Source organism: Gallibacterium genomosp. 3 (assembly GCF_001678475.1).
Taxonomy (GTDB): Bacteria; Pseudomonadota; Gammaproteobacteria; order Enterobacterales; family Pasteurellaceae; genus Gallibacterium; species Gallibacterium faecale.
Map to the genome: position 1 here is coordinate 31,753 of NZ_JTJR01000044.1, position 19,845 is coordinate 51,597.

Consider the following 19,845-nt stretch of genomic DNA (forward strand, 5'->3'; position numbering starts at 1 on the left):
TCAAAATGTTATGTGTTAAATATAAATGAGAATTGTTATCATGTCAAGGTGGATTTTAAAAAATTTCTTTAAAAGTCAAATTTAACTCCTATAGCAATAGATCGTCCTGGTAAAGGAGATAAGTATTTGATTGGTGAATTATATGGTCGAGCCTCTTCATTTAATAGATTACGTCCATCTAGATAAATCTCTATATTTTGTTGTTTAAATGAGTAAGTATAACTTAATAGGGCATCAACTAAGGTGTAAGCTGGCATACTAAGTTCCTGCGATTCTCTGAAATAGTTTCCTCTGTTTTTCTGTTTAAAATAATATGTAGCAGATGAACCAAATTTCCAATTATTTTTAGACCATTCAATTCCGATCCCTATGCGGTCTGTCGGTAGTCCAGGAAGATAATTACCAGCAAAACGAGAGCGTTGAGTATTTGAAGAAGTAGGTTTATTAATGACATGATCGCCAAATAAACGTATTGTCCATTGATTATGATAGTGATCTAACCATGTATAGCTACCTTCGGCTTCTATTCCATAAACTAAATTATCGTCTTGTCTCCAATAGCGAATTGGAATACTAAAATTATAATCGCTTCCTTCTCCAGAGCTAGATAAACTAAGATAAGTATAATTTTTGAATTTCATTCGATACCATGAAGCGGATAAATTAAATCCTTGATTCTCATAATTTAAGCCTAACTCAATATGTGATGATGTTTCTTTTTTTAAATTAGAATTACCAAGTTCAACAGCCCAAATAGCAAAATGGGTATTAGATGCATAAAGTTCATTTGCTTCTGGAGCTCTTTCTGTATGTGTATAATTTGCAATGAGTATTAGATGATTGTTTAATGACCAAGATATACCAGTAAAACCATTTTTTAAATAAAAATGACGAGGTCGCCCATATTTTTCAGCAACGTAGCGACGTGATGGGGTATAGTTATTTAGATTTGTCTTATAGTTGACGGATTCTAATCTTCCGCCAATCTCTAAGATTACTGGATCTAAGTCTAATCTTTCAACTAAGAAAAGAGCATATTCTTTAGCCTGAATATCTGGCATATAACGATCTATACCAGTACCAGAAATATCTTTAGATTTATATTCACTGCCTAAAGTACCATTAAATTTCCAAAATAGATGATCTGTCGTTAAGCGGATGTGCTGTGCTTTATTTTTTAGATTACTAGAAAGAACGTTACCAATATATTCACCATTGTTAGTATTAGATATGGAAGCTTGGAGTAGGACTTTGGAAATAAAATCTGATTTTATATTAAAGCCAGTATCTAAAGTAAATTTGTCTTCATTAGCTTTAATATTAATAGGACTAAAAGCATTATCAATGCCGGTTCGAGTGCTTAATGAGGCAAAGCCTGGTACTCCATAATAAGTATTAAAGTGCTTAAATCCTAAGCCAATATAACCATTTTGAAGAAAATAACTGACACCAGCTGCAAATTGTTGGCGTTTAAGATGGCTATTAGGGATTTTCCCTTTACTATTAGGAGTACGATTTTCGATCGGCATAGTTTTTGTGATATATGGTGATGAGTTTGGAATATAATCGGGGTTTTTTTGATTTCGTATAAGGTTAAAGTTGGCATCAAAGTATTCACGAGTATATGTATAGTAGCTATCCTCTGAATTTGTCGGATCATAATTGGCTTTTATATAAGGGTAGTAAGCTGGGTTTTGTACTGAAACCGTAGATGCACGAACTTGGCATAAATTAGCTAAAGTACTATCTGTACCAGCGAATTCTCCAGAGGTATAGATAATATTAGGATCAGTACAACCTCGAAACTTAGCATTTCCAGGAATACGGTAATAAGGGGTAAAATAATTAGAGCTATCTATATGCCAAGCGACTCTTCCTTTTCCGCCATTTAATGTAATAAATTGGCTATTGCCACTATTATAACCTGTTTTAATTTCTGCTTTTCCAGTAATAGGCTTATCTATAGGTTCTCTTGGGATACGACCATCATAAATATTCACTGATCCACCAATAGCTCTTCCACCATATAATATAGAAGCTCCTGCTTTCTTCACCTCAATAGATTGAACCAAATTAGGTTGGATTGGGAGTGGTAAATTCCCACTTATTCCAGCTAAATCAGACATACTTAGGTTATTATTCAAGACTTGAACTCGAGAACCTTGTAAGCTACGAATGACGGGTGTCCCACTATTAGGACCAAAATGGCTACTATGAATACCGGGTAATTTATCAACTGTACTTCCCAGAGTATTAGCTTGCCATTGTTGAAGTTTAAAGCCATCTAGTGTTTTATTTATACTTGTACTGAGTAAAGTGCTTTCATTTTGTATATTACCGACAACAGAGATTTCTTCTAACTCCATAGCAAAAGTGATATTTGTGAAAAATAAGATCAACAAGAAAACTTTATTTTTATATTGTTTATTTATTAAACAAATCATATTTAGTCCCGATAGTATGGTGAAAAATTTTTAAGCTTAGAGAAAGTTTCTTATGTTGTAAATAGTAATTATTATTATTTTTTATAATTATGTACTTTTATTAGAGTGTTATTAAGAATGATAGCTTTTATATAGTTATTATCTATCTTTACCATAATTTTAAATTTAGTATTTAGCGATAAAAATTTCTTCTTTTTATTGAATTTAGTGATACATTTAGAGAACTTGATTTCTTATTAGAAAATAAATATATAAGATTCAAATTTTGGGTAGGGTAATAATGTTACCTTGTGTTTAATTACGAGCTGATTTTAAGGAATAATTATGCTAATTGGTGTACCTAGAGAACTGCTCGATAATGAATGTCGTGTGGCGGCAACGCCAAAAACCGTGCAACAAATTAAGAAACTCGGTTTTGATGTCATTATTGAGCAAAATGCTGGCTTTCGAGCAAGTTTTGAAGATCATGCTTTTGCGGAAGCGGGAGCAAAGATTGGGCAAGCTGATCAAGTATGGCAAGCAGATGTCATTTTAAAAGTAAATCCACCAACGGATGAAGAAATTAATCAGATTAAAGAAGGTGCAACGCTAATTAGCTTCATTTGGCCAGCACAAAACCCAGAACTGATGCAAAAACTTTCGGCTAAGAAAATTAATGTATTAGCAATGGATGCAGTACCAAGAATTTCTCGTGCACAATCGTTAGATGCATTAAGTTCAATGGCAAATATTGCTGGTTATCGTGCCGTTGTTGAAGCTGCGCATGAATTTGGCAGCTTTTTTACTGGACAAATTACTGCTGCGGGTAAAGTACCACCTGCAAAAGTGTTAGTTATTGGTGCTGGTGTTGCTGGGTTAGCAGCAATTGGTGCAGCGAATAGCTTAGGGGCAATTGTTAGAGCGTTTGACTCTCGTCCAGAAGTAAAAGAACAAGTTGAAAGTATGGGGGCGTCTTTCTTAGAGATTAATTATCAAGAGGAAGGCGGTAGCGGAGATGGTTATGCAAAAGTGATGTCAGAAGAGTTTAACCGTCGCGCTTTAGCACTTTATGCTGAACAAGCAAAAGAAGTTGATATTATTATCACAACAGCATTGATTCCGGGTAAACCAGCACCGCGTTTAATTACTAAAGAGATGGTTGCTTCAATGAAACCGGGTAGCGTCATTGTTGATTTGGCTGCTGCAACAGGTGGTAACTGTGAATTATCTAAAGCTGATGAAGTTGTGATTACAGATAATCAAGTCAAAATTATTGGTTATACTGATCTACCAAGTCGTTTACCAACACAATCTTCACAATTATATGGTACTAACTTAGTGAATTTACTCAAATTATTGTGTAAAGAAAAAGATGGTACGATCAATATTGATTTTGAGGATGTTGTACAACGTGGTGTCACTGTAATTCGTGATGGCGAAGTTACTTGGCCAGCCCCACCTATTAAGGTTTCAGCACAGCCTCAAAAACCAAAAGCGGCAGTAAAAGAAGAACAAAAAGAAGAAGTTAAAGTAAATCCAGTCCGTAAATATGGATTAATTGCTACAGCGATTGTTCTTTATATGTGTATAGCGTCTGTTGCTCCAGCAGCATTCTTATCTCACTTTACGGTATTCGTTCTCTCTTGCGTAGTTGGTTATTACGTAGTTTGGAACGTTAGTCATGCGCTACATACGCCTTTAATGGCGGTAACTAATGCGATCTCAGGGATTATTATTGTAGGTGCATTATTACAAATAGGACATGGTCACTTTATTGTGAGTGTTCTAGCATTTATCGCTATTTTAGTCGCAAGTATTAACATCTTTGGGGGCTTCAAAGTGACTCAACGGATGTTAGCGATGTTCAAAAAAGGTTAAGGAGTAGATCATGTCTGAAAGTTTTGTTCATGCCGCCTATATTATTGCTGCGGTGTTATTCATCATGAGTTTAGCAGGCTTATCTAAACATGAAACTGCTAAAGCGGGTTGTTGGTACGGTATTGTTGGTATGGCAATCGCTCTCTTTACTACCGTATTTGGTCCGCATACTCATGGACAAATTTGGATCATCATTGCAATGGTGATTGGTGCAATTTTAGGTATTCGTAAAGCGCTCAAAGTAGAAATGACAGAGATGCCAGAATTAGTGGCGTTACTACATAGCTTTGTTGGTTTAGCTGCGGTGTTAGTTGGCTTCAATAGTTATCTTTCACATGAAGTCACTGATCCAACCTTAGCCAATATTCATAATGTAGAAGTCTTTTTAGGCGTATTTATCGGTGCGGTGACCTTTACAGGTTCTATTGTGGCATTTGGTAAATTACGCGGCATTATCAACTCAAAAGCGTTGATGCTACCACATCGCCATAAATTGAATTTATTGGCATTAGTTGTATCGTTTGTATTAATGCTAGTTTTCTTAGGTTCACCAGCATTGTTCCCATTGGTATTGATGACAATTATTGCTTTAGTGTTTGGCTGGCATTTAGTGGCATCTATTGGGGGTGCAGATATGCCGGTTGTGGTTTCTATGTTGAACTCTTATTCTGGATGGGCAGCTGCCGCAGCAGGTTTCATGTTAAGTAATGACTTATTAATTGTTACTGGTGCTTTGGTAGGTTCTTCAGGTGCAATTCTTTCTTATATTATGTGTCGTGCGATGAATCGTTCCTTTATCAGCGTAATTGCTGGTGGTTTTGGTAATGATGTCGTGGCGAAGAGTGATGAAGAACAAGGTGAATACCGTGAAGTTAAAGCAGAAGAAGTGGCTGAAATGTTGAAAAATGCAAGCTCTGTAATCATTACTCCAGGATATGGTATGGCAGTAGCTCAAGCACAATATCCAGTTGCAGATATCACTCAAAAATTACGTGAGAAAGGTGTTCAAGTGCGTTTTGGTATTCACCCAGTGGCGGGTCGTTTACCAGGGCATATGAATGTATTATTAGCAGAAGCGAAAGTACCTTATGACATTGTATTAGAAATGGATGAAATTAATGATGATTTCGCCGATACAGATGTGGTACTCGTTATCGGAGCAAATGATACAGTGAATCCAGCGGCGCAGGATGATCCAAGCAGCCCAATCGCTGGTATGCCAGTATTAGAAGTGTGGAAAGCACAAAATGTTGTTGTGTTTAAACGCTCAATGAATACAGGATATGCTGGTGTACAAAATCCGCTCTTCTTTAAAGAAAATACCCAAATGTTATTTGGGGATGCAAAAGAGAGTGTTGATAATATCTTAAAAGCATTAAATTAGTGATCTAGGGCTGCAACAGCAGCCCTTTTTTTATTGAGAAAATCTAAAGAATTGCACGATAAAGCAGCGTTTATTTTGTGCGCTGACTTTTTCTTATTAGCAAAATATGATAAAACTATGGTTCTTTTTGAGTGTTTAATTTAGGGAAGACCATGTCAAACTTACAACAAATTATTGAAGATGCATTTGAAAGACGTGCAGAAATTACACCAACAACAGTTGATGCTGAAACCAAAGCAGCAATTGAACAAGTTATTCTTGATCTCGATAGCGGTAAGCGCCGAGTTGCAGAGAAAGTAAATGGTGAGTGGATCGTAAATCAATGGTTGAAAAAAGCGGTATTACTTTCTTTCCGTATCAATGATAACCAGGTTATGGAAAGTTGCGAAACCAAATATTATGACAAAGTACCAATGAAATTTGCGAATTATGATGAAGCACGTTTTAAACAAGAAGGTTTTCGTGTTGTTCCTCCAGCAGCTGTGCGTCAAGGTGCATTTATTGCAAAAAATACAGTATTGATGCCATCTTACGTGAATATTGGTGCTTATGTTGATGAAGGTACAATGGTAGATACTTGGGCAACAGTAGGCTCTTGTGCACAAATTGGTAAGAATGTTCATCTTTCTGGTGGCGTAGGTATTGGTGGGGTGTTAGAACCATTACAAGCGAATCCAACTATTATTGAAGATAACTGTTTTATCGGCGCTCGTTCAGAAATTGTTGAAGGTGTCATTGTTGAAGAAGGTTCAGTCATTTCTATGGGCGTATTTATTGGTCAAAGTACCAAAATTTATGATCGTGAAACAGGTGAAATTCACTATGGTCGTGTACCAGCAGGATCTGTTGTGGTTTCTGGTAGCTTACCAAGTAAAGACGGATCTCATAGTCTATACTGTGCTGTTATCGTGAAAAAAGTTGATGCCAAAACTCGTAGGAAAGTTGGGATCAACGAGTTATTAAGAACGATTGATGAATAGTGATTATTGATCCATCGTCTTAATGAAAGGCCTATTTCTCAAAAAAGAAATAGGCTTAATTGTAATTATTATATTTAATGATTATTAATAAATTTAGTTGAAATTTATGTTGTAAAAATAAGGAGAGTCACAATGAAAAAGACATTATTAGCTACTTTAGTTTTAACTGCATCACTTGCATTGACGGGATGTTTCGATAAAGAAACCAAAGAAACTGTCACCAACGCTGCAGCTGAAGTAAAAGATACTGCAGCAGCGAAAGTTGACGCAGCAAAAGAAGCAACAGCTGAAAAAGTAGAGCAAGCAAAACAAGCTGCGACTGAAATGAAAGAAGCAGCAGCAGAGAAAGTTGAAGCTGCAAAAGAAGCAACAGCTGAAAAAGTAGAACAGGCGAAAGAAGCTGCTACTGAAGTAAAAGATGCAGCAGCAGAAAAAGTTGAAGCAGCAAAAGAAGCAACAGCTGAAAAAGTAGAACAAGCAAAACAAGCTGCTACTGAAGTAAAAGATGCAGCAACAGAAAAAGTTGAAGCAGCAAAAGAGGCAACAGCTGAAAAAGTAGAACAAGCAAAACAAGCTGCTACTGAAGCGAAAGATGCTGCAGCAAGTAAAGTAGAAGATGCATCAAAAGCAGTATCTGAAAAAGCAGAAGAGTTAAAAAGCGAAACTAAATAATTGGTTGCAATAATACTGCAATAGATTTAATTCATAATTGATACTAGAAACCTCATACTCAACAAAAAAGTATGAGGTTTTCTTTTTTAGAAACCACAATATTTTTATTAAATTTGAGAATTATTCTCATCTAAATATAAGCAGATTTATTGATAGATGTATAAGAAAAAAAGAGAAAAATCATATAAGGATTAATAAAACAACAAAAATAGTAAAATCTATCAAAAAGGCTTTGACTAATATTTGCCTTTTTTGGTATGTTCAAATTCTTCTAATAAATAATAAAACAATAAACACAACATTTAAGGAATCTATTATGCTTTATAACAAAGATGAGGTTCGGGAGAACTGTGGCTTTGGCTTAATTGCACATCTTGAAGGTGAGCAGAGCCATAAAGTTGTGCGTACAGCCATTTTGGGATTATCAAGAATGCAACACCGTGGCGCTGTATTATCAGATGGTAAAACGGGAGATGGATGTGGATTACACTTACAAATGCCAAAACGTTTTTTCCATTTTATTGCAGAAGAGCAAGGATTTAAGCTTAATAAAAACTTTGGGGTTGGACAAATCTTTTTCCCAACAGATCCTGAATTAATTGAACAATATAGTGCGATCATTAAGGAAGAGTTAACTAAAGAAACGCTAACGATTACAGCATGGCGTGATGTAGCAATTAATCCTTCTGTATTGGGATCTATCGCTGCAGCAAGTTTACCTGCCATTAAACAAGTATTTGTGAATGTGCCTGCTGGTTGGGGAATTAAAGATATGGAACGTCGCTTATTTATGGCACGTCGTCGTATCGAAAATCGTATTGATCACCCTGATTTTTATATTTGTAGCTTTTCTAGCCAAATTATTATCTATAAAGGATTATGTATTCCAAAAGATTTGCCTAAATTCTATTTGGATTTAGCCGATTTACGTATGGAAAGTGGAATTTGTCTATTCCATCAACGTTTTTCTACCAATACATTGCCAAAATGGAAATTAGCGCAGCCATTCCGTTACTTAGCACATAACGGTGAAATTAATACAATTTCAGGTAACCGTGCATGGGCAAGAGCGCGTGCTTATAAATATCACACACCACTCATTCCAGACTTACAAACAATCGCACCATTTGTTAATGAAACGGGTTCTGACTCTAGTTCATTAGATAATATGTTAGAACTGTTTGTAAATGGTGGAATGGACTTATTCCGAGCAATGCGTTTACTTATTCCACCTGCATGGCAACATAATCCAGATATGGATGATGATCTTCGTGCATTCTATGATTTTAACTCAATGCATATGGAGCCATGGGATGGGCCAGCAGGTATCGTATTAAGTGATGGCCGTCATGTAGCGTGTAACTTAGACCGTAATGGTTTACGTCCAGCGCGTTATGTAATTACTCAAGATAAATTAATTACGATTGCCAGTGAAGTGGGGATCTGGGATTATGCACCTGATGAAGTGATTGAAAAAGGGCGTATTGGACCAGGGGAATTGTTAGTCATTGATACAGAACAAGGAAAATTAATTCACTCACAAGAAATTGATAAAGAATTAAAAGAACGTCACCCATATCGTGAATGGTTAAATCGTAATGTTCATCGTTTAATTCCGTTTGAAAATATTCCTGATGATAAGATTGGGCAAGCTGAGTTTGATGCGCAACAATTATTAACTTACCAAAAACAATTTGCATACGATAAAGAAGAGTTAGAAAGTTTAATTCGTGTATTAGGTGAAAATGGTCAAGAAGCTGTTGGCTCAATGGGGGATGATACGCCATTTGCTGTATTATCTACTCGTCCACGTGTGATTTATGATTATTTCCGCCAATACTTTGCTCAAGTGACAAACCCACCAATTGACCCATTACGTGAAGCGCATGTAATGAGTTTAAATACCAGTATTGGGCAAGAAATGAGTGTGTTCTTTGAAACTGAAGGGATGTCACATCGGGTTAATTTTAAATCCCCAGTCTTGCTTTATTCAGATATGCAGCAATTACTCGCGTTACCGCAAGAATACTATAAACATCAAATTCTTGATGCGACTTACAACCCAGAAGAAATGGGATTAAAACAAGCGATTGAAAATTTAGCGAAGCAAGCAGAAGAGGCAGCACGTCAAGGTGCAGTATTAGTTGTATTATCTGATCGTCAAATTTCAGCAAAACGTGTACCAATTCCTGCTGCGTTATCAGTCGGGGCAGTACAACAACGATTAGTCGAGAAAAACTTACGTTGTGATTCCAATATTATTGTAGAAACAGGTTCAGCACGTAATCCGCACCACTTTGCGGTATTGTTGGGATTAGGTGCAACCGCAGTTTACCCATATCTTGCTTATGAAAGTTTAAGTGAAATGGTGGCAAGTGGTGCAATTACTAAACCATTACGCACCGTATTACTAAATTTCCGTAAAGGTATTGATAAAGGGTTATACAAAATTATTTCTAAGATGGGGATTTCAACAATTTCCTCTTATCGTTGTGCTCATTTATTTGAGGCAGTTGGATTTAACCGTGAAATTGTAGAACTTTGTTTTAAACGTATTACTTGCCGTATTGAAGGGGCATCATTTGCCGATTTAGATCAAGATATGCAGGATTTACAACGTCAGGCATGGCGAGCAAGTCAAGCGTTACCAACCGGTGGTTTGTTAAAATATAAGCCAGATGGTGAATATCATGCTTATAACCCAGATGTTGTGAATTATTTACAACAAGCGGTAAATAGTGGTGATTATCAGATTTATCAAAAATATGCGGATACTGTGAATAACCGTCCAATTGCGACTATTCGTGATATGTTGAAATTAAACATTGATGAAAGTAAAGCGATTACATTGGATAAAGTTGAGCCAGCAGAAAATCTTTATAAACGTTTTGATACGGCAGCAATGAGTATCGGCGCATTAAGTCCAGAAGCTCACGAAGCGTTAGCCACAGCGATGAATCGTTTGGGAGGATACTCAAACTCTGGTGAGGGTGGGGAAGATCCACGTCGTTATGGTACAGAACGTGTTTCTCGAATTAAACAAGTTGCATCAGGTCGTTTTGGGGTAACACCAGCTTATTTAATGAGTGCTGATGTGATCCAAATTAAAGTGGCACAAGGGGCAAAACCGGGTGAGGGTGGTCAATTACCAGGTGATAAAGTAACGCCATATATTGCTCAATTACGTTATGCAGTGCCAGGTTCAACCTTGATTTCTCCGCCGCCACATCATGATATTTATTCGATCGAAGATTTGGCTCAATTAATTTTTGATTTGAAACAGATCAATCCAAAAGCGTTAATTTCTGTGAAATTAGTTTCTTTACCGGGAGTGGGAACTATCGCAACAGGTGTTGCAAAAGCGTATGCAGATTTAATTACAATTGCTGGTTATGATGGTGGTACAGGTGCTAGCCCATTATCCAGTGTGAAATATGCTGGTTCTCCATGGGAATTAGGGTTAGCAGAAGCACAACAAGCTTTAGTTGAAAATAATCTTCGTCATAAAGTGCGTTTACAAGTCGATGGTGGATTAAAAACTGGCTTAGATGTGATTAAAGCGGCTATTTTAGGTGCAGAAAGCTTTGGTTTCGGTACAGGACCAATGATTGCATTAGGTTGTCGTTACTTAAGAATTTGTCACCTTAATAACTGTGCGACTGGTATTGCAACACAAGATGAAAAACTCAGAAATGAGCATTATCACGGCTTACCAGAAAAAGCGATGAATTACTTTAAATTTATTGCTCAAGATGTGCGTGAGTGGTTAGCAAAATTGGGTGTAGAAAAATTAACAGATTTAATTGGACGTACCGATTTGTTGAGTGTGATTGAAGGACAAACTGCAAAACAACGTGGTTTAGATCTAACAAAATTACTTTATGCACCACAAGTGCCGGCGGGTAGTGCAAGATATTGCACCCAAAGCAATCCGCCAATGGATCAAGGTTTATTGAATAAAGCGATTTTGAAAGAAGTTGGCGATGCGTTTGATTACAATGATGAGCAACACCTTGACTTAACCTTTGATGTGAATAATACCGATCGTTCTGTGGGGGCAACACTTTCAGGAATGATCGCCAATAAATATGGCAATAATGGTCATGCACGTAAGAAAGTAGATATTCGCTTAAATGGTACTGTGGGACAAAGTTTTGGTGTTTGGTTAGCCGGTGGTGTTAGCCTATATCTTACAGGTGATGCAAATGACTATGTGGGTAAAGGTATGGCTGGCGGTAAAATTGTGATTCGTCCACATACTGGGGTAAGTTTCCAACCAGAATTTTCAACGATTGCAGGTAATACTTGCCTTTATGGTGCAACGGGAGGAAATCTTTTTGCATCAGGTAGAGTTGGTGAGCGTTTTGCAGTACGTAACTCAGGTGCAACCGCGGTTGTTGAAGGTATTGGTGATAACGGTTGTGAATATATGACTGGCGGCGTGGTTTGTGTACTCGGTAAAACTGGCATTAACTTTGGTGCTGGTATGACGGGGGGATTTGCTTATGTTCTTGATACTGATGGAAAATTCCGTAGTCGAATTAATCCAGAGTTAGTAGAAGGGTTAACAATTACCGATTTACCAACCCACCAAGAACATTTACGTGGTTTATTAACACGTCATTATGAGGAAACTCATAGTCCTTTAGCAGAACGTATTTTGCATAATTGGGCTGATTACGCAGATAAATTTGTGTTAGTGAAGCCAAAAGCAAATGATCTAAATGCGTTACTAGGACATCAACGTCGTACCGTAAATGAACTAGGTGTGGTAACCCAATAATTTTCCATCGCCTTAATCTTAATGGTTAAGGCGAATATTAAGATAAATAAAAGGAAAACGAACATGAGCCAGCAAGGAAATATATATCAATTTATAGATTTGCCGAGAATTGATCCTCAGAAAAAATCACTTGAGCAACGGAAAACTAAATTTATTGAAATTTACCAAATTTTTGATGAAACCCAAGCAAAAGCACAAGCTGATCGTTGTTTAGCGTGTGGCAATCCTTATTGTCAGCACCGTTGTCCATTACACAATAATATTCCAGATTGGTTAAAGTTAACTTATGAAGGAAGAATTATTGAGGCAGCAGAATTAGCCCATGAAACAAATACTTTACCAGAGGTTTGTGGTCGAGTTTGTCCGCAAGATCGTTTATGTGAAGGATCTTGTACATTAAATGCGGAGTTTGGGGCAGTGACGATTGGTAATATTGAAAAGTATATTACTGAAACCGCTTTTGAAATGGGATGGCGTCCAAAAGTTAAAGATGTCCCTCATTCAGGAAAACGCGTTGCCGTGATTGGAGCTGGTCCAGCAGGATTAGGTTGTGCAGAATTTTTAATCCGCAATGGTGTTGCAGTAACAGTTTATGAACGTCAAGCAGAAATCGGAGGATTACTTACTTACGGTATCCCAGCATTTAAGTTAGAAAAAGATGTAATGAGTCGCCGTCGTGAAATTTTTACTGAAATGGGCATTGAGTTTAAATTAGGCGTAACGATTAGTGAAGATGTTCAATTATCAGAATTAGTGGAGCAATATGATGCGGTATTCCTTGGGGTAGGAACTTATCAAGGGATGAAAGCGGATATTCCAAATGAAGATGCGGAAGGAGTACATTCAGCGTTACCATTCTTAATTGCAAATACTCAACAATTACTAGGACAAAATCCAGCAAATTATGTGTCGATGGCTGGAAAACGCGTTGTTGTACTTGGTGGTGGTGATACAGCTATGGACTGTGTTCGTACCTCAGTACGCCAACAAGCCGCAGAAGTGACTTGTGTGTATCGCCGCGATCAAGCCAATATGCCAGGTAGTAGAAAAGAGTTTGTTAATGCGAAAGAAGAAGGGGTGAAATTCCAATTTAATGCTCAACCTGTTGCCATTGAGGCAGAGCCTATCGCAGTAGTAACAGAACAAGGTCACGTAACTGGAATTAAAGTGGTTGAAACAACGATGGGTGAGCCAGATCAAAATGGTCGCCGTAGGGCAGAAATTGTAGAGGGTAGCGAACGAGTTATTCCTTGTGATGCAATTATTGTCGCATTCGGGTTTGCACCACATGCTATGCCATTCTTAGCAGATATTGGTGTAACAACAGATAACCGCGGCCGTATTGAAGTAAAAGGTAACTTTAAGCAACAAACTGCAAACCCTAAAGTTTTTGCGGGTGGTGATGTGACCAGAGGATCTGATTTAGTGGTGACTGCCATTGCAGAAGGGCGAGATGCGGCGAAGAGTATCTTAGATTACTTAAATGTTTAAATTATGATTTAATAAACAATCTGAAGAGTTGGTTTCTTAGTCGATGCCAACTCTTTTTATTTCTTATTCGTTACGTTTCTAGAGAAATCATTCTTATAACTCAATGAAATATTTAGCATATAAACTTGATAAATCATCAGCTCAACCTCTTTATTTACAACTTTATCAACAAATTAAAGATGCCATTCATCAAGGGAAACTGGTACAAGGAGAAGTCCTGCCATCTAAAAGACAATTATGTGAATATTTAAAAATTAGTCAAAATACAGTAGAAAATTGTTATTCCCAATTATTGGCAGAAGGTTACATAGAATCAAAGCCTCGAGTGGGATATTTCGTGACAACACAATTATTACCCATCAATGTATCGATTAACCAAATAAATCATCAACCAATTCGTGAGCAGCAAATGAATTGGCGTTATGACTTTAATCCGAATGTTATTGATGAACGGCAATTCCCATTTGATAAATGGAAAAAAATTCAGAAACACTTTTTTACTCGACAATATGCTTATTTATTAAGTTTAGGCGATAAACAAGGCGAACTTAATTTGCGACAACAAATAGCAGAATATTTGCGTTCTGCTCGAGGTGTGGAATGTTCAGCGGAACAGATCGTGATTAATGCAGGTGTAGAACTCTGTCTTATTCAATTAATGTTGTTATGGCAACACCGTTATCCGAATCAACAAGCACAATATGCGATGGAGGAATTTGGCTATCCAGTAGTAGAAAAACTATGGCACAGCTATGCTCATCAGGTTTTGAAATTGCCTATTGATAATCAAACGTTAAAAGTAGATCTAACGGTCTTATCTGAACAAGATATTGATCTATTGTATATTACACCTTCACATCAATATCCATTTGCAAGTGTATTAAGTGTTAATGAGCGGCAACAATTATTATCTTGGGCAAGCCAGAAAGCGGGGAGATATTTAATTGAAGATGATTACGATAGTGAGTTTCGCTATCAAGGTAAACCTATTCCTGCATTAAAAAGCTTAGATCAACACGATAAAGTTATTTATCTAGGGTCATTTTCTAAACTAATGATGCCGTCTATTCGTATCTCTTTTATGGTGTTACCCGAGTCTTTATTGCATAGTTATCGACAAGCCATTAATTTTTTTAATCCATCTGTATCTCGTCTGGATCAAAATGTTTTGGCTGATTTTATGGCTCAAGGGCAGTTTGAGAAACATATTAATCGGATGCGAAAACATTATCGACGTAAAATGGATGTGTTGTGCCAATATTTAAAACAGTATGCTGGGAAAATACGCTTTTTTGGTGAAAGTTCAGGATTTTATCTATTAATAGAATTGCTTGATGAATCTAGGAGTATTGGAGAACTTACTGAGTTAGCAACACAGCAGCAAATAAAAGTGTATCCAATTCATTTTTATCAACGTCGTTTATTTGTTTTAGGGTTTGGTAATTTCACGGAAAAGGAATTGCTGGAAGGAATCGAAGCATTATGTCAATGCTGGCAAATAAAAAAGCCTACTCAGTAGGAACTGAATAGGCTTGGTTTGTTAAGGAGAATATTAACGAATGAATAGGTAGAAGTTATTGGTGCCACGAACGATATTTAACGCTACCGCAGATGGTTTGCTATCTAGGATTTTACGTAATTCACCAAGATTATTAATCTTATGACGGTTAATACCAACGATGACATCACCTTTCTTCAAGCCAAGCTGTTCTGCTTTAGAGTTTTGCTTAACTTCAGCGATGACAACACCTTTTAGATCTTTTTCATTGTAATTTTTTAAGTCTGCACCATCTAATCCAGGGATTACAGTATTACCACTTGCTGTAGTTTCGTTATCAGCTTGCAGTTTCACTTTTACAGTATTTGATTTTCCATCACGCAAATAGGTGATTTCCATTTCTTTTCCTGCACCTGTGGTTGCAATTTTGGCACGTAATTCAGAGAAGCTATTAATCGTTTGGCCATTTAAACCAGTAATAATATCGCCTGCTTTTAAGCCAGCTTTTGCAGCCGCAGAATCAGGTAATACTTCGCTAACAAAAGCACCTTTTTGTGCTTTGACATCAAAGGCTTGAGCAAGATCAGCATTGAGTTCACCACCTTTAATACCTAATACACCACGTTTTACTTGACCGAACTCGATAATTTGCTGTGCTAAACTATTTGCCATATTGCTCGGGATAGCAAATGCAATACCAACGTTACCACCACTTGGGGCGATAATTGCCGTATTAATACCGACTAACTCACCTTTGAGATTTAATAATGGACCGCCAGAATTACCACGGTTTACCGCAGCGTCGGTCTGAATATAATTTTGGTAACTATCTGTACCATCATCAGCAGAACGACCTAAAGCAGAAATAATTCCTGAAGTCACAGTTTGGCCTAAACCAAAAGGATTACCAACTGCCATTACAAAATCACCAACTTGTACTTTATCTGAGTCGGCCATCTTGATTTGAGTTAAATCTTTGGCATTTTCTAATTTTAATAAAGCAACATCTGACATAGCGTCATTACCTAATAGTTTTGCTTTATATTCTCTGCCATCATTTAAGGTTACGGTAATCTTATCTGCACCATCTACAACATGATTATTAGTCAAAACATAGCCTTTATCAGCATTAATAATGACACCCGAACCTAAACCTTTAAATTGGCGAGGTGTACGTCCGCCGAATTGATCACCGAAGAAAAATTGAAATTCTGGTGGTAAATCAGCAAAAGGATTGTTGGATGCTGAATCTTCGCTGGTGCCTTCTACAGAAATAGTGACTACGGCAGGCAATACTTGTTGAATAACAGGTGCTAAGCTTGGCGTAGCATTAGCGGTATTTTCTAAAAGAGGTACTGGGACATTAGCTTGGCTAGGTAATGAAGCACAAAGTACACTTAATCCCAGAGCAATACTTGTTAATACAAATTTTTTCTTTGTCATATAAATATCCCTAATGAATAAAAGTAATTTCTTACGAAATAATTTTTGCGACGATTAAGACAACAAAGTAAGAAAGAATGTTCCCAAAATAAGGTGTGTTTAGCCAAAAAATAAGCAAATTACCTCATTTGAGGTAAAGAAAACGGCATACTATTAAGTATGCCGTATCTTGATAAAGAGTGATTAAGCTTTTAATGCTTGGAAAGCAATATCCGCAGCTTTGAGGGTATTTTGAATATCTTCATCAGTATGAGCTAGTGACATAAAACCAGCTTCAAAGGCTGATGGAGCAAGATAGACACCTTGTGATAACATATGATGGAAGAAAGTTTTAAAACGCTCAATGTTGCAATTCATCACATCAGCATAGCTTTCGACCGTCTTACTCTCGGTGAAGAAAATTCCAAACATACCACCAACATAATTCAAAACAAATGGAATATGGTGTTTTTCAGCAAGTGCTTTTAAGCCTTCAGCTAATGTTTTTGTTTTTGCTGCTAATAAAGCTTCATTTCCTGGTTTAGCTAGCTCTGTGAGGCAAGCAATACCTGCTGCCATAGCAATTGGGTTGCCGGATAAAGTACCCGCTTGATAGACTGGACCAGTAGGGGCAATGTATTGCATAATCTCTTTTTTACCACCAAATGCACCAACAGGCATACCACCACCAATAATTTTACCTAAGCAAGTAAGATCAGGCTGTACACCATAATAAGATTGTGCACCAGCTAGTGCAACACGGAATCCTGTCATAACCTCATCAATAATGAGTAATGCATTATATTGATCACATAATTGGCGAAGCCCTTGTAAAAAGCCTGGTTTTGGCGGTACACAGTTCATATTTCCAGCAACGGGTTCAACAATAATACAAGCGATCTCATCTGGATAGCGTTTAAAGGTTTCTTCAACAGAATGAAGATCGTTATAAGTGCAGGTTAGGGTATGTTTAGCAAAATCAGCAGGCACACCAGGTGAGCTAGGTTGGCCTAATGTTAATGCACCAGACCCGGCTTTCACTAATAAAGAATCAGCATGTCCATGATAGCACCCTTCAAATTTAATGATTTTATCTCTTTTTGTATAACCGCGGGCAAGACGAATTGCAGACATAGTTGCTTCTGTACCAGAATTAACCATTCTGACCATCTCAATGGAAGGAACAAGTTTACAGACTAACTCAGCAAGTTTAATTTCTAGTTCAGTTGGGGCACCGAAACTTAATCCATTTTGTGCAGTTTCAATAACAGCATTTAAAATAGTGGGATGATTGTGACCTAGTACCATTGGTCCCCAAGATCCTACATAGTCAATATATTGTTTTCCCTCTTCATCATAGAGATAAGCACCTTGAGCTTTATGAATAAAAACAGGTGTACTGCCTACACCATTAAAAGCTCTTACGGGTGAATTAACACCACCAGGAATGACTTTTTGTGCTTGTGCAAATAATGTAGTTGAAGATGTCATAATTTATTTTTCTCATGATTGTTAAAAGTGCTCAGTATTGTACTTGAAATCAAGAAATAATGAAAAAAAACAAATGTATTAGAAATTACTTTATGCTATTCTCTGCAACCATTCCAGCCCAATATATCAATGTCACGACACGTATTTAAGGGGTGTTTTTTATATGTGGTTGAGTTTTCTATTAACGTTTTTAAGCTCATTTCTTGCATTAATTTTAATGCGTCCAGTTGCAGTCAAAATTGGTCTTGTAGATAAACCAAATTATCGTAAACGTCATCAAGGATTAATTCCATTAATTGGTGGGATTGCACTTTTTATTAGTAATGCGTGTTATTACTTCCTTGAATGGCATGATATGCGATTGCCTTATCTTTATCTAACCTGTGTGACAATTTTATTGATAATCGGTGTATTAGATGATCGCTTTGACCTTAGTCCATTCTTACGCGCGATTGTGCAGGCGGCATTAGCGTTATCTATGATTTATATTGGTGATCTCTCGCTCAATAATCTTGGTGAAATTATTGGTCCATTCCAAGTAACATTAGGTACTGCGGGTGTTGTGATTACAGTGTTTGCAACAATTGCTATTGTTAATGCATTTAATATGATTGATGGTATTGATGGGTTGCTAGGTGGATTATCAAGTGTATCCTTTGCCGCGATTGGTATCCTATTAATGTTGGATGGACAAGTTGATTTGGGAGCATGGTGCTTTGCATTAATTCTTTGCCTTATTCCTTATATTTTGTTTAATCTCTCAATCTTTGGGGTGAAGAATAAAGTCTTTATGGGGGATTCTGGAAGTACATTGATCGGTTTTACCATGATCTGGATTTTACTACTAAGTACTCAAGGTCAGGGACACCCAATTAAACCGATTACTGCATTATGGTTAATTGCAATTCCACTGATTGATATGATTTGTGTGGTGATTCGTCGCTTAAAGAAAAAGAAAAGTCCTTTCAGACCAGATCGCTTACACGTACATCATTTAATGGTCAGAGCAGGTTTAACTTCAAGACAAGCATTTTTAGCAATTACTTTGATGGCAGCTATCTGTGCTGGATTTGGAATATTAGGCGAAATTTATTATGTAAATGAATGGCTAATGTTTTTTGGGTTTATTGCGCTAATTTTCTTATATGGCTATTCAATTACGAGAGCATGGCGTGTAACCCGCTTTATTCGTCGTATTCAACGCCGTTGGCGTAAAGCGAAAGGTGTAATCATCAAATAAAAATGGCTGAATAAGGATAAATTTATGCTGTATTAATTTAAGAATTGCACCAGTAAAGTTCATAATTGAACATTAATTAGTAGAAAAACGACTAAAAAATATTAATAAAGCACAAATTATCGACAAACAAAAAAAATATGAAAAAAAAACTAGACAGCCAAAATGAAAGTCATTAATATACGCCCCGCAACGACGCGATGAGCGCTCGTAGCTCAGTTGGATAGAGCGTTGGCCTCCGGAGCCAAAGGTCTCAGGTTCGAATCCTGTCGAGCGCGCCAGCTCGGTAGATTTGCTAAGGTAACGCAATATCAAACAAAATTTTAATGGTGGCTATAGCTCAGTTGGTAGAGCCCCGGATTGTGATTCCGGTTGTCGTGAGTTCGAGTCTCATTAGCCACCCCATTATTCTAACGGCGAGTAGCGCAGTTTGGTAGCGCAACTGGTTTGGGACCAGTGGGTCGTAGGTTCAAATCCTATCTCGCCGACCATTTTTTTTGTTCTTTAACAACCAAATCAGACAATCTGTGTGGGCATTCGTTGATAGATTAATGATTTAAGACGTGAAAAAAGTTTTAAAGATTGA

Annotated in this window: 11 protein-coding genes and 3 tRNA genes; 11 read left to right on the forward strand and 3 right to left on the reverse strand. The window is 37.1% G+C overall.

Annotation, left to right across the window (positions count from 1 at the left end):
• Positions 1–68 precede the first annotated feature (68 nt).
• Positions 69–2,444 (reverse strand): TonB-dependent receptor, encoded by a 2,376-nt coding sequence (locus tag QV06_RS09900; RefSeq protein WP_065237993.1) that lies wholly within the window; start codon positions 2,442–2,444, stop codon positions 69–71.
• 324 nt (positions 2,445–2,768) lie between these two features.
• Here QV06_RS09900 and pntA point away from each other — a divergent pair, with 324 nt between their 5' ends.
• The 7 genes from pntA to QV06_RS09935 all read left to right on the forward strand — a co-directional run bounded on the left by pntA (position 2,769) and on the right by QV06_RS09935 (position 15,130).
• Positions 2,769–4,301, forward strand: a complete 1,533-nt coding sequence (gene pntA, locus QV06_RS09905) for a Re/Si-specific NAD(P)(+) transhydrogenase subunit alpha (RefSeq protein WP_065237994.1) — start codon at positions 2,769–2,771, stop codon at positions 4,299–4,301.
• Between the two features lie 10 nt (positions 4,302–4,311).
• Entirely contained in the window at positions 4,312–5,685 is a 1,374-nt protein-coding gene (pntB, locus tag QV06_RS09910; RefSeq protein WP_065234507.1) for a Re/Si-specific NAD(P)(+) transhydrogenase subunit beta, read from the forward strand.
• 152 nt (positions 5,686–5,837) lie between these two features.
• Positions 5,838–6,665 (forward strand): 2,3,4,5-tetrahydropyridine-2,6-dicarboxylate N-succinyltransferase, encoded by an 828-nt coding sequence (dapD, locus tag QV06_RS09915; protein ID WP_065237995.1) that lies wholly within the window; start codon positions 5,838–5,840, stop codon positions 6,663–6,665.
• 132 nt (positions 6,666–6,797) lie between these two features.
• Positions 6,798–7,337, forward strand: a complete 540-nt coding sequence (locus QV06_RS09920) for a hypothetical protein (protein ID WP_065237996.1) — start codon at positions 6,798–6,800, stop codon at positions 7,335–7,337.
• A gap of 316 nt (positions 7,338–7,653) precedes the next feature.
• On the forward strand, positions 7,654–12,120 hold the full coding sequence (gene gltB / locus QV06_RS09925; RefSeq protein WP_065237997.1) for a glutamate synthase large subunit: 4,467 nt from the start codon (positions 7,654–7,656) through the stop codon (positions 12,118–12,120).
• Positions 12,121–12,183: 63 nt separating this feature from the next.
• On the forward strand, positions 12,184–13,611 hold the full coding sequence (locus tag QV06_RS09930) for an FAD-dependent oxidoreductase (protein WP_065237998.1): 1,428 nt from the start codon (positions 12,184–12,186) through the stop codon (positions 13,609–13,611).
• A 103-nt stretch (positions 13,612–13,714) separates the two neighbouring features.
• Entirely contained in the window at positions 13,715–15,130 is a 1,416-nt protein-coding gene (locus tag QV06_RS09935) for a PLP-dependent aminotransferase family protein (protein ID WP_065237999.1), read from the forward strand.
• A 33-nt stretch (positions 15,131–15,163) separates the two neighbouring features.
• On the opposite strand, the gene QV06_RS09940 is transcribed toward QV06_RS09935, so the two are convergent.
• Both QV06_RS09940 and hemL read right to left on the reverse strand, forming a co-directional pair.
• Positions 15,164–16,552, reverse strand: a complete 1,389-nt coding sequence (locus QV06_RS09940; RefSeq protein ID WP_065238000.1) for a DegQ family serine endoprotease — start codon at positions 16,550–16,552, stop codon at positions 15,164–15,166.
• Between the two features lie 183 nt (positions 16,553–16,735).
• Positions 16,736–18,022, reverse strand: a complete 1,287-nt coding sequence (gene hemL, locus QV06_RS09945) for a glutamate-1-semialdehyde 2,1-aminomutase (protein WP_065238001.1) — start codon at positions 18,020–18,022, stop codon at positions 16,736–16,738.
• A gap of 163 nt (positions 18,023–18,185) precedes the next feature.
• Here hemL and wecA point away from each other — a divergent pair, with 163 nt between their 5' ends.
• The 4 genes from wecA to QV06_RS09965 all read left to right on the forward strand — a co-directional run bounded on the left by wecA (position 18,186) and on the right by QV06_RS09965 (position 19,750).
• A complete protein-coding gene (gene wecA, locus QV06_RS09950) occupies positions 18,186–19,262 on the forward strand; it encodes a UDP-N-acetylglucosamine--undecaprenyl-phosphate N-acetylglucosaminephosphotransferase (RefSeq protein ID WP_065234499.1) in 1,077 nt (358 codons plus the stop codon).
• A gap of 201 nt (positions 19,263–19,463) precedes the next feature.
• Positions 19,464–19,540, forward strand: a tRNA-Arg gene (locus QV06_RS09955).
• 48 nt (positions 19,541–19,588) lie between these two features.
• Positions 19,589–19,664: transfer RNA gene (locus QV06_RS09960), tRNA-His, on the forward strand.
• Positions 19,665–19,673: 9 nt separating this feature from the next.
• Positions 19,674–19,750 (forward strand) — tRNA-Pro (locus tag QV06_RS09965).
• Positions 19,751–19,845: the final 95 nt, after the last annotated feature.